The sequence below is a fragment of the Vibrio sp. TRT 21S02 genome, assembly GCF_050113675.1.
GTDB lineage: Bacteria > Pseudomonadota > Gammaproteobacteria > Enterobacterales > Vibrionaceae > Vibrio.
In genome coordinates this window covers 63,506-75,911 of record NZ_JBNJOI010000013.1, presented here as the reverse complement: position 1 = coordinate 75,911, position 12,406 = coordinate 63,506, and the positions used below count along the sequence as shown (strand labels likewise).

The following is a 12,406-nucleotide window of genomic DNA, read 5'->3' as shown; positions in this document are numbered from 1 at the left end:
GTCATTATTTGCCTATCAGGGTTAACACGGCGCGTGCGGCTTGTTGATCGGCATCCTTTCGTATCCAGTGATGCATCTCGGTAAATTTTTCTATCATTGCACTGCCAGCGTCAGTATCTAGCAGGCGACTGATTTCTTCTGATAAATTCTCTGCTGTGCAATCTTCCAAGAGGAATTCTTTCACCAGTTCCTTATCCGCAAGAATGTTGGGTAGAGAGACGTATTGAGTCTTAACCAAGCGTTTGGCAATGAATGCGGTAAGCGCATTTACACGGTAGCCAACCACCATTGGACGTTTAATCAACATACATTCCAAAGCTACGGTTCCCGAAGCAAGCATAACGGCATCCGACGCGGTGATCACATTACGAGCAGTATCATCAACAAGTTTGAAGTCCAGCTCTGGTGCAAATTCCTGCCATGCAGCTTCAAATTGCTCACGGCGCTTCTGATTCACCAACGCCACAACAAATCCAAGCTCAGGGTATCGTTCGTGTAGTCGTTGACACGCTTCAATAAATGGCTGTGACAACATTTTTAATTCATTGCCACGGCTACCTGGTAAAACGGCAAGCCATTTTTTATCTTGAGCAAGGCCGAGTAACTCTCGAGCAGGAGCTTTCTCAGAAACCAACGGAATCGCATCAGCCAGCGTGTGACCAATAAATTCACATGGGACATTGAACTTATCGTAAAACGCTTTTTCGAACGGTAAAAACGCCAATACCAAGTTTGTTGCCGCTTCAATTTTATGGATTCGCTTCTGGCGCCACGCCCAAACGGAAGGACTGACGTAGTGAACCGTCTTGATGCCAGCGTTCTTTAAATCCAGCTCTAAGCGTAAATTGAAGTCTGGTGCATCGATTCCAATAAAAACATCTGGTGGATTTTCCGTAAAAAACTTAACCAATTCAGCTTTCACTTTGAGCAAACGGGGTAACCGACCAAGCACTTCAACCAAGCCCATCACCGCCAGCTCTTCCATATCAAACAAAGACTCGCACCCTTGAGCCATCATCTTTGGACCGCCAATACCAACAAACTCTGCATCGGGATATTGTGATTTTATTGCTTTGATGAAGCCTTCACCAAGTGTATCGCCAGACAGCTCTCCTGCGACAATACCAATACGTAGTGGTTTTTCCATAAGAGGTTCACTTCTGTCCTATGTTTTATGGATAAAGGTTCTCTCTATCCATAAAACACAAAAAGATCGCCACTGATAAAATGGCGATCTTTATCTATTCCATGCATTTTCGCCTTAACGAATAATGCCACGCTCACTGTTTTCAACGATATCAATAATGCGTTGCACTGACGACCACTCTTGGGCCATTTCTTTCAGAGTCGGCATCACTTCTTCTAACGTTTTACCAGAGCGATAAAGTTCTTTGTATGCTTTTTGCAGAGCACGCAATTCTGGTTTTTCAAAACCATTACGCTTTAGCCCTACCAAGTTTAAGCCAAACGGAGATGCGTGATTTCCTTGAGCTAAGACGTAAGCGGGAACATCTTGTACCACCGCAGAGCAGCCCCCGATGTAAGCATACGCACCAACTGTACAGAAAGGATGAATTGCAGACAATGCCATAACACCCGCATGATCATCCACGGTTACATGACCACCCAATATTGAGTTGTTACCAATGTGAGTATGGTTACCAACTACAACGTCATGGGCAATATGAGCATTCACACACAATAGGTTGTCATCACCAATCACCGTCGATGCTTTGTCTTGCACCGTACCACGGTGAATTTGAACAGCTTCACGGATCACATTGCGATCACCAATCACCACAGTCGTATCTTCACCACCATACTTTTTGTCTTGGTTCTCTTCACCAATCACTGCATGTGGGAAAATGCGGTTGTCTTTGCCTATTTTGGTGTGGCCTTTAATCACCACATGTGACATCACTTCAGTACCTTCACCAATTTCAACGTTAGAAGTGATGTAAGTAAATGGTCCAACGGTCACGTTAGCACCAATTTTTGCACCTTCTTCAACGACCGCTGCTGGGTGAATTTGAGCTGTTTCATGAATCATATTAAAACTCTCGACGAGCACATTTTAGTTCAGCAGAACAAACTACTTCACCATCTACTTTCGCCACGCCATTGAATGCAGCAATACCACGGCGCTCTTTTAGAAACTCAACTTCAATGACCAATTGGTCACCTGGAGTTACTGGCTTACGAAACTTCGCATTATCAACACTTGCAAAGTAGTAAAGCTCATTACCTTGAGGAGCACCAAAAGATTTAAACGCCAGTAGACCTGTAGCTTGAGCCATGGCTTCAAGAATAAGTACGCCAGGAAATACCGGAAGCTGAGGGAAATGACCTGTGAACTGAGGCTCATTTACAGAGACGTTTTTAATCGCAGTTAGGTATTTCTCTTCTTGAAAATCGGTAACGCGATCAATTAGCAAAAAAGGGTAGCGATGAGGAAGAAGTTCCTGAATTTCAGTGATATTCATCGTTTTCTTTTCAGTAGTCAAAGTCATATTCCTATTTAATACTTAATATTCTTTACTAGTTGGCAGGCATTATAGACGAAAAAGACTCGCCTTTCGCGAGCCTTTTTCAACAGAAACGGAATCAAGATTCACCTTTCTGCTCTAACTGCTTCTCAACAGCTTTCAGGCGTTTGTTCATCTCATCAATACGATGAACACGAGCAGCTGTTTTACGCCACTCTTTATTGGGCTGCAAAGGAATACCTGAAGAGTACATTCCTTTTTCTGAAATGCTACGCATCACCATTCCCATTCCGGTAATGGTTACTCCATCTGCAATTTCAATATGGCCGTTAATTACAGTAGCACCACCAATAATGCAATACTTACCAATCGTAGTACTGCCAGCGATTACTGTACCACCAGCTATCGCTGTACCATATCCGATGTGCACATTATGGGCGATCTGCAATTGGTTATCGAGGATAACATTGTCTTCAATCACCGTGTCATCTAACGCACCACGGTCAATGGTTGTGCTAGAGCCAATCTCAACTCGATTGCCAATTTTCACCGAGCCAAGCTGAGGAATTTTAATCCATTCGCCCTTCTCATTCGCATAACCAAAACCATCAGCACCAATCACCGTATTTGCCTGAACCAGACAGTCAGTGCCGATTTCAACATTGTGATAAACACTAACGTTAGACCACAACTTACTATTGCGACCAATCTTTGCGTTTTTGCCAACAAAACACCCAGCACCAATCACCGCATCGTCATCTAACGTAACACCCGATTCAATCACCGCATTTGCACCGATTGAGACGCGTTTCCCGATACTCACATCCTCTGCTATCACAGCAGAAGGTGCGATGCCAGATGCAGGTGTCGGCGTCGAATCTAAAGCTTGAGTTACTTTAGCAAAAGCAACGTATGGATCATCAACAACTAATACATTACCTGCACATAACGCTTTGTGTGCGTCTTTCACCATGACAACCGTTGCCTGACAATCAGCAAGGTGTTTAGCGTATTTCGGGTTAGACAAGAAGGTTACGTGACCTTCTTGAGCTTTATCCATCGGTGCAACCATAGTGACGCTAGCGTTCGCGTCACCATGTAATGCTCCCCCAGTAATTTGTGCCAATTCGGCTAAAGTCAGTACTGCCATAAACGAATTATTTTACTTGTTTAATTACTTTCTCTGAGATGTTGTATTCTGGTTTTGCAAACGCTACAGCCTGAATATCAACAACAACATCATAACCTTCTTTTTTCGCGACTTTAGAGACTGCGTCTTGAATCACTTTAAATAACTTTTGTTTCTCTTCAGCTTCACGACGCGCAGAAGCTTGTTGGAAAGCTTGAGCTTTTACTTTGTATTTGCTGTCTAAAGAGGCAATTTCAATACGTAGCTTTTCAACCTGATCTGAAGATAGTAGCTCGCCATCACGTTTTAGTTTCTCAAGCTTAGTTTTTGCTTGCGCTTGAATTGACTTCAACTCAGCTTCTTTGTCTTTAAACTCATTTCGCATTTTTTGAAGAACAACTTCACGTTGAGGAAGCGCCTGAAAAACCTGAGCTGTATTCACATAACCGATTTTTTGAGCAGCTTCAGCAGCATTGGCGAAGAAAGAAGACGTTAGAACTACAAGGCTTACACCAGCCGCTTTGATCATTTTATTCAAAATATTTTCCTCAGTTTTAGAAGGTTCTGCCGATGGTGAACGTGAAGAACTCTTCATCATCACCTTCATACATTTTAATAGGTTTAGCAATCGAGAAGACCAATGGCCCCATTGGTGACATCCATTGCAGAGCCGCACCATAAGAAGCACGGTAATTCGTTGGATCTGAGTAATCGTAATAGTACTTATCGTCCACACCATCACGATAAACAAACTCTGTATCCCAAACACTTGCTGCGTCAACAAAAAGGCTGGTACGAATCTGGTTGCGTACTTCATCCGAAGCAAATGGCGTAGGTACAATCAGCTCCAAACTTGCCAAAGCGATCGCGTTACCACCCACAGAGTCATCTGTCGCAGACACGCAGCCATTGTTACCACATGAGCCACTGTTGTCAGTGTAAACGGCACGTGGACCCGCACTGTTTGATCCAAAACCACGAAGCGTGGTAAAGCCACCTGCGTAGTAGTTTTCATAGAATGGGAATAAGTTGTCGCTACCGTCTGTCTGACCGTAACCATTACCATAACCCAAACGACCACGCATCAATACCGTGAACTCATGTTTGCGTGTTAATGGGACATACTGACGCACGTCGTATTGCACTTTAAAGTACTGGGCATCAGAGCTTGGTACTGTCATCTTCGCAAAAGCACGCTGATAGTTACCGTCGGTAGGGAAGTAACCTCGGTTCAAGTTGCTACGCGTCCAAGAGACGTTAACATCAAAGTCACTGGTAACAATTTCGTTTTGATCACCTTGACCAATACTTTGGGCAAACTGTTGCGCTTGATCGTAAGTCGGTACATTACCGATCTTGTTGTGTGTGTATCCCACACCAAATTCAAAACGGTTTAATTCATCGAATGGGAAGCCCCACGTTAAACTACCGCCGTAACTTTCGTTGGTATAGTCGATGATACCGGCTTCAGAGGCTTCAAACTCGTTATAGAAAACTTTCCCGCCTAAACTGACACCATCAAGGTTCCAATACGGGTCACGATAATCCAAACTGACGTTTTTCTGATAATCATTCATCATCGCATTGATACCAACGCGATTACCTGAGCCCATAAAGTTATCTTGTTGTAAACCGACCTGGAAACTCACACCTGACTCAGTACCATAACCGACACCGAAGTTAATACTGCCTGAGTTTGCTTCTTTAACGCTATAAACCAGATCGACCTGATCTTCACTGCCTGGAACTCGAACCGTTTGAACATCAACCGTTTCAAAGAAGCCTAAGCGATTTAATCGAGTTTTACCTGTATCTATCGCTTTAGAGTTCAACCAACTGCCTTCCATTTGGCGCATTTCGCGGCGCAGTACTTCATCTTTAGTTGAATTGTTGCCAACAAAACGAATATCACGTACATACATTCGTTTACCCGCGTCGATATTCACCACTAAAGAGACTTCTTGAGTTTCTTCATTAAATTCTGGAATGGTGTTGACTTGAGGGTATGCATAACCCGCTTCACCTAGTAAGCGTTTTGCACTCTCTTCCAATGATGTCACCGCAGAGCCATTGTAGGTATCACCAGGAAGAAACGGTACTAAGTTCTCAAACTCTTTGCGCTTACCGATCATATCACCACGGAACTTAACGTTCTTCACGGTATAAGGGTTACCTTCATTCAAACCAAGCGTGATGTAGACCCCTTTCTTGTCTGGGGAAATCGCAACTTGGGTCGATTCGACTTTGAATTTAAGATAGCCACGATCTTGGTAGTAGGATTTTAATGCTTCGATATCGGCAGCGAGTACTTGCTTTTGGTATTTATCATCAGCAAGGAAATTCCACCAAGCGATATCAACATTTAGGTTGAAGCGGCTTAATAGCTCTTCATCCGTAAATATTTCATTACCGATAAAGTTAATTTGTTGGATTTTCGCAGAGACACCTTCAGTAAAAACAAACTTAAGGTCAGAGCGATTTCGAGGAAGAGGTGTGATAACAGCTTTTACCGAAGCATTGTATTTACCAACGCTGTAGTAAAAGTCTTCCAATCCTTTCTCAATATTGGACAACGTTGTACGGTCAAGGGCTTCACCAACTCGAATACCTGATGCATCAAGATTTTGCTGTAGCTGCTCTTCTTTAATCGCTTTATTGCCAGAGAAAGAAATACTAGCGATGGTAGGACGTTCTTTAACCTGCACTAATAATGCATTGCCATCACGTAGAACCTTAACGTCCTCAAAGTTTCCTGAGGCGTAAAGCGCTTTAATGATGTCCGCAACGTCTTGACCATCGACTGTATCGCCAATACGCACAGGCATTTTTAGCAACGCCGCACCAAGTGCGACACGTTGTAATCCATCGATTTTAATATCCTGAACAACAAAGTTCTCGGCACCGTTCGCTGAGACACTCGTCGCTAGCAATGTCGCAAACAGAATTTTTTTCATCGCCATATTTGTTTTAGTTATTCCTTACTACAACCTTTGCTCTGTTACAAACGAGCAAAATCATTAAATATTGCCACAGCCATCAATGAGAAAATGATCGCACCACCAACGCGATACCCCATTTCCTGAATTTTTTCAGGAACAGGGCGTCTGATCACTGCCTCAATAGCAAAAAACAGTAAATGGCCACCATCAAGCATTGGCAAAGGTACGAGGTTAATAATGCCTAAATTGACACTAATTAATGCTAAAAAGCCTAAAAAGTAAACGAGGCCATATTCAGCTGTCGTACCAGCGCCTTTCGCAATGGAAATGGGACCACTTAAATTATTTAACCCAACATCACCGACAATCAGCTTCTTAAGCATGCTGACGGTTAAATCGATAATTTGACCAGTTTTATCTACTGCCTTACCGATAGATTCAAATACACCAAATTGCAGCTCAAATCGATAATTTTCCGGCCATTCTGCGACTTCAGGAGCGATACCAGCAAAACCGATCACTTTCCCTTGCGCAACATCTCGACTTGCCGGCGTCATGGATATTTCCAGAGTCTGAGCGTTACGCTCTACCATTATCGAGACTTGAGTGTCTGGGTTCTGTTGAATGACATCAACAACTTGTTGCCAATGACTGATTGATTCGCCATTAACCTCAATAATCTTATCGCCGGCCAACAGCCCAGCTTTTTCACCTGCGCCACCGGCTGAAATATTCGCAAGTGTCGTTTTAATTTCCGGAGTATAAGGCCTAAAGCCCAACGCTCCCATAGCAGACTCTTTTTCTGGGTCAAAGTTCCATGTTGTCAGATTTAATGCGAGGGTTTGCTCGACACCGATACCTTCTTCAGGCTTAACCGTCAAAGTAAGCTCTGGGTCACCGATATGAGAAATCAGCCCCATATTGACAGATTCCCAATCTGCGGTTTTGACGCCAGAAACAGCGGTTAGTTCCATCCCCTGCTCTAGACCAGCTTGCGCTGCAATGGAGTGCGGAGTCACCTGACCAACGACAGGTTTAATGGCAGGAACACCAATAAGAAAGACTAACCAATAAGCAAAAATCGCAAATAGGAAGTTAAAAGCAGGCCCAGCAGCAACAATAGAAGCTCGTTTCCATAATGGTTTGGTATCAAATGCGAAACGACGCATGTCGTCTGGCACATCATCAACACGCCCATCCAGCATCTTGACATAGCCACCTAACGGGATAATAGACACGCTATATTCTGTGCCATCTTTCCCAACTTTGCTCCAGATCGATTTACCAAAACCAATAGAGAATTTTTCTACTTTAACGCCACAACGGCGTGCAACCCAGAAATGACCGAACTCGTGCACCGCAACCAATATACCTAGTGCGATAATAAACGCGACGAAGTTCCACAATACTCCACTCATAACGAACACTCATTCACAGTTTCAGTTGCTAGCTTGCGAGCTATTCTATCGAGCTCCAATATGCTTTCCAAGTCATCACATTGCAATGATGTATTTAATCCACAAAGTCGGGACGTTACCACATCATTCACTCTCGCAATGTCAGTAAAACGTAGTCTTCGCTCTAAAAATGCCGCTACTGCCACTTCATTCGCCGCATTTAATGCCGTAGTTGCATGCTGGCCTTCGTAACAAGCATCTATGGCTAACTTAAGGCACGGATAACGATTGTAATCCGGCTCAAGAAAAGTCAGTTCACCAACTTTAGTAAAATCTAGCGGAGCAACTCCAGCGGAAACCCGTTCTGGATAAGAAAGTGTCAGTGCAATAGGCGTCGCCATATCAGGCTCCCCCATCTGTGCGAGTACTGAGCCATCTTTGTATTGCACCATAGAGTGAATAACAGATTGAGGGTGAATCAATACCTTCAGCTGATCTCGTGACGTATTGAATAACCACTTGGCCTCAATATACTCCAAACCTTTATTCATCATGGTAGCGGAATCGACAGAGATCTTAGGGCCCATAGACCAGTTAGGGTGAGCGATAGCTTGCTCAGGCGTAACACTGCTTAAAGAATGAATATCGCTATAACGGAAAGGACCACCAGAACCTGTTAACAGAATATGGGAAAGACCTTGCTTGGCTAAGTCACAACGACCTAAATTTGTTTGGATCGAATTTGGCAAACACTGGAAAATTGCATTGTGCTCACTGTCAACAGGTAATAGTTCAGCACCATATTGGGCAACAGCATCAATAAAGAGCTGCCCAGTCATGACAAGAGCTTCTTTATTTGCCAATAACACTCGCTTACCAGCTTTGACTGCTGCCATCGTTGGTAACAAACCAGCAGCTCCAACAATGGCAGCCATTACAGTATCAACATCATCCATCGAGGCAACATCACACATTGCCTCAACGCCAGACATTACCTGTGTGGTTAGGTTAAGTTGAACGAGTTGTTGCTTCAGTGATTTTGCAGCATCTTCATCCGCCATGACGGCATATTTTGGTTTCCATTGCTCACAAAGCTGACGCATTTTTTCAACGTTCTTCCCTGCCACTAATGCAACGACAGAGAACTGTTCCGGATTCTGCGCCACGACTTTTAACGTGCTCGCACCAATTGAGCCAGTTGCACCTAGAATTGTTAACTTACGCATAACACGAAACCAATAGTAATTAAGAAGGCAAGCCTAACGCTTGCCTTCTTATGTATTAGAAGAAGAAATAAAGAAGAGCAAATACAGGGAAAGCCGCAGTCAAACTATCGATACGATCAAGAACACCACCATGACCCGGTATGATATTGCTGCTGTCTTTGATACCAGCCACGCGTTTAAACATGCTTTCGACTAAATCACCTAATACCGAAATAACAACCGTCACCAAGGTAATCATGACCATAACCGCAGGGCTACTAAACTCGATACCAAACCATTTTGCGGAAAACCAAGCCACGATAATGGCGGTAATGATTCCCCCAATTAACCCTTCGATAGTTTTATTTGGACTAACATGAGGAGCCATTTTTCGTTTACCTAATGTCTTCCCTGCGAAATAAGCCCCACTATCAGCAGCCCACACTATAAAGCACACAAAGAGAACAAGTTTGGCGCCATGATATGGATCGGAGTTTGCTGGTTCTGCTCTTAGTAGCACAACGCTCCAAAAGAAAGGTAAAAGAGTAAGAATACCAAACAAGTGACGCAATAAATTAGAATCCTGCCACATGGCACTGGATCTTGGGTAGGTGACGGCTAACGCACTGGCGGCTAACCACCAAACAAAACCGATCGCTAACATACTTAAATGTAGATGAGACGGATTATGTAAGCTTGCACTGTCAAAAGGGATAACAAAAAGGCTCCCCACACTGATCAAAACGGCGGGCACGAGTGCAGCAATACGAGATTTGTGTTCAACAAATTGAGTCCACTCCCAAAAACCCAATAAGGTTATGCCTGCGACAGCAAACATAAACCAATAGAGTGGCAACTCAAAAATCCCAAAGATAACGATTGGCGCAAGAATTAGTGCTGTTATTATTCTTTGTTTCAAGCAATTAGTCCTTTATTGATTTTCTATCAATGCCTTGATTTGTTCACCGGTACAACCAAATCGTCTTTCACGATTAACAAACCAAGTCACTGCTTCAATTAAGCTATCTTCATCAAACTCTGGCCAATAGATAGGCGTAAAGTACATTTCGGCATAAGCCATTTGCCAAAGCATGAAGTTACTGATTCGACATTCACCACTGGTTCGAATCATCAAATCAACTTCAGGTAAATCAGACATCGTTAGTTGTTGCGTAATCAACTCTTCAGAAATTTCATCAACTCGAATTTCACCTAGCTTGACCTTAGCCGCAATTTTTTGTGTTGCTTGAGTGATATCCCACTTACCGCCATAGTTTGCGGCGATGTTGATCACCATACCTGTGTTGTTTTCTGTTAATGCTTCTGCTTGAGCAATTTTGCTACGCAAACGTTCATTGAACCGATTAGTGTCACCTATTACTCGAAGGCGTAGGTTATTCTTATGCAGTTTTTTTACTTCGGTAGAAAGTACACTGATGAACAACTCCATCAGAACTCCCACTTCGTCTTCAGGTCGACGCCAGTTTTCACTACTAAAAGCGAATAGCGTCACCGCTTTGATCCCTAGCTTTGCTGCCGTAGAAATCGTTTTTCGAACCGCCGCAACTCCATTTTTATGACCAAACACACGAGGTTTACCCTGAGCTTTCGCCCAACGGCCATTTCCGTCCATGATAATTGCAATATGTTGAGGTAAAGAATCAGGAGAGAGTTGTGAGTTTTGCATAAAGAGAATAGTGAATATCAGCAGGTGACAAAGATTAGCATAAAAAAACGCAGTGCTGCGAGCACAGCGTTTTTTATATGAAGAGTATGAGCAGGAATTATACTTCCATTAGCTCTTTTTCTTTCGCAGCAAGGACTTCATCTACGTTTTTTACAGCTGCATCAGTAATTTTTTGGATTTCGTCTTGTGCTTTACGATCTTCATCTTCAGAGATTTCTTTATCTTTCAAAAGCGCTTTTAGATCATTATTTGCGTCACGACGAATATTACGGATAGCCACACGGCCACCTTCTGCTTCACCACGAACGATTTTAACTAAGTCTTTACGACGTTCTTCTGTTAGTGGTGGAAGTGGTACTCGAATCACAGTACCAGCAGACATTGGGTTCAGACCTAGATCTGACATCATGATCGCTTTTTCAACTTTTGGAGCAAGCTCTTTATCAAACACAGTGATCGCTAATGTACGAGCGTCTTCAGCCACAACGTTTGCAACCTGATTTAGCGGGGTTGGAGCACCGTAATACTCTACGCTGAGACCGGAAAGAAGGCTTGGGTGCGCACGTCCAGTGCGAACTTTAGAAAGGGTATTTTTCAGCGCTTCAACGCTTTTGTCCATACGCTCCTGAGCGTCTTGTTTGATTTCGTTAATCACAATATCACCTTAATGTGTAATTCTTTCTAAATGAAAGCCTAATAGGGTGTTTTGAAAAGGCAACACCATGACAATAAAAATATTGTCATGGTGTTATCTATTATTCAGCGTTGCTGATTAGCGTGCCTTCAGCTTCACCCATAACCACGCGACGTAGTGCACCTGGTTTGTTCATGTTGAATACACGGATTGGCATTTTATGGTCACGAGCCAGTGTAAATGCTGCCAAATCCATCACTTTCAGTTCTTTATCAAGAACTTCGTTGTAAGCAAGCTTATCATACAGCTCTGCGTCAGGGTTTGCCACCGGATCAGCAGTAAATACACCATCTACTTTTGTTGCTTTTAGAACTACGTCCGCTTCGATCTCGATACCACGTAGACAAGCAGCAGAGTCCGTTGTGAAAAATGGGTTACCCGTACCTGCTGAGAAAATCACTACACGACCTTGACGAAGTTCACGGATCGCATCTGCCCAATTGTAATCGTCACACACACCTTTTAGAGGAATTGCAGACATTACGCGAGCATTTACGTATGCACGGTGCAGAGCATCACGCATTGCCAAACCGTTCATCACTGTCGCAAGCATACCCATGTGATCACCCACTACGCGGTTCATGCCAGCTTCAGCCAGACCAGCACCACGGAAAAGGTTACCACCACCAATTACAACACCTACCTGAACACCCAGTTCAACCAGTTCTTTAACTTCTTGAGCCATACGATCCAAAATTGCAGGATCGATACCAAAACCTTCTTCACCTTGAAGTGCTTCACCACTCAGTTTTAATAGAATTCGTTGATACGCTGGTTTAGGGTTCGTAGTCATGGAGTTTACCTTCCAGAAAGAGTTTGTTGATTAACAGTCATGAATAAAGGCTCAAATTGTAATGCATAAGGCTGCA

The 12,406-nt window shown here is 43.4% G+C and carries 12 protein-coding genes; all 12 read right to left on the bottom strand.

The genetic code is table 11. From position 1 onward, the window contains the following. Window positions 1-4: 4 nt before the first annotated feature. A complete protein-coding gene (gene lpxB, locus ACQEXU_RS16310) occupies window positions 5-1,147 on the bottom strand; it encodes a lipid-A-disaccharide synthase (RefSeq protein ID WP_427011617.1) in 1,143 nt (380 codons plus the stop codon). Window positions 1,148-1,261: 114 nt separating this feature from the next. Then, window positions 1,262-2,050, bottom strand: a complete 789-nt coding sequence (gene lpxA, locus ACQEXU_RS16305; RefSeq protein WP_427011616.1) for an acyl-ACP--UDP-N-acetylglucosamine O-acyltransferase — start codon at window positions 2,048-2,050, stop codon at window positions 1,262-1,264. A 1-nt stretch (window position 2,051) separates the two neighbouring features. Beyond that, window positions 2,052-2,504: a 3-hydroxyacyl-ACP dehydratase FabZ gene (gene fabZ, locus ACQEXU_RS16300; protein WP_367988351.1), complete on the bottom strand. Its 453-nt coding sequence runs from the start codon at window positions 2,502-2,504 to the stop codon at window positions 2,052-2,054. Between the two features lie 100 nt (window positions 2,505-2,604). Next, window positions 2,605-3,636 (bottom strand): UDP-3-O-(3-hydroxymyristoyl)glucosamine N-acyltransferase, encoded by a 1,032-nt coding sequence (gene lpxD / locus ACQEXU_RS16295; RefSeq protein ID WP_427011615.1) that lies wholly within the window; start codon window positions 3,634-3,636, stop codon window positions 2,605-2,607. Between the two features lie 7 nt (window positions 3,637-3,643). Next, window positions 3,644-4,153: an OmpH family outer membrane protein gene (locus tag ACQEXU_RS16290; protein WP_427011614.1), complete on the bottom strand. Its 510-nt coding sequence runs from the start codon at window positions 4,151-4,153 to the stop codon at window positions 3,644-3,646. Between the two features lie 16 nt (window positions 4,154-4,169). Next, a complete protein-coding gene (bamA, locus tag ACQEXU_RS16285; protein WP_367988348.1) occupies window positions 4,170-6,575 on the bottom strand; it encodes an outer membrane protein assembly factor BamA in 2,406 nt (801 codons plus the stop codon). Between the two features lie 38 nt (window positions 6,576-6,613). Continuing rightward, window positions 6,614-7,972 carry a sigma E protease regulator RseP gene (gene rseP, locus ACQEXU_RS16280; RefSeq protein WP_427011613.1) on the bottom strand — a complete coding sequence of 453 codons (1,359 nt, stop codon included), beginning with the start codon at window positions 7,970-7,972 and terminating at the stop codon, window positions 6,614-6,616. Further along, a complete protein-coding gene (gene ispC / locus ACQEXU_RS16275; protein ID WP_427011612.1) occupies window positions 7,969-9,177 on the bottom strand; it encodes a 1-deoxy-D-xylulose-5-phosphate reductoisomerase in 1,209 nt (402 codons plus the stop codon). The genes rseP and ispC overlap by 4 nt, the downstream gene beginning before the upstream one ends. 55 nt (window positions 9,178-9,232) lie before the next feature. Then, window positions 9,233-10,075, bottom strand: coding sequence for a phosphatidate cytidylyltransferase (locus ACQEXU_RS16270; protein WP_427011611.1), 843 nt, complete (start codon window positions 10,073-10,075; stop codon window positions 9,233-9,235). Window positions 10,076-10,087: 12 nt separating this feature from the next. Next, window positions 10,088-10,843 carry an isoprenyl transferase gene (locus tag ACQEXU_RS16265; RefSeq protein ID WP_367988344.1) on the bottom strand — a complete coding sequence of 252 codons (756 nt, stop codon included), beginning with the start codon at window positions 10,841-10,843 and terminating at the stop codon, window positions 10,088-10,090. 97 nt (window positions 10,844-10,940) lie between these two features. After that, the gene (gene frr, locus ACQEXU_RS16260) at window positions 10,941-11,498 is read right to left on the bottom strand and encodes a ribosome recycling factor (RefSeq protein ID WP_367988343.1); all 558 of its coding nucleotides are present in this window, start codon (window positions 11,496-11,498) and stop codon (window positions 10,941-10,943) included. 100 nt (window positions 11,499-11,598) lie between these two features. Beyond that, entirely contained in the window at window positions 11,599-12,330 is a 732-nt protein-coding gene (pyrH, locus tag ACQEXU_RS16255; protein ID WP_367988342.1) for a UMP kinase, read from the bottom strand. Window positions 12,331-12,406 lie beyond the last annotated feature (76 nt).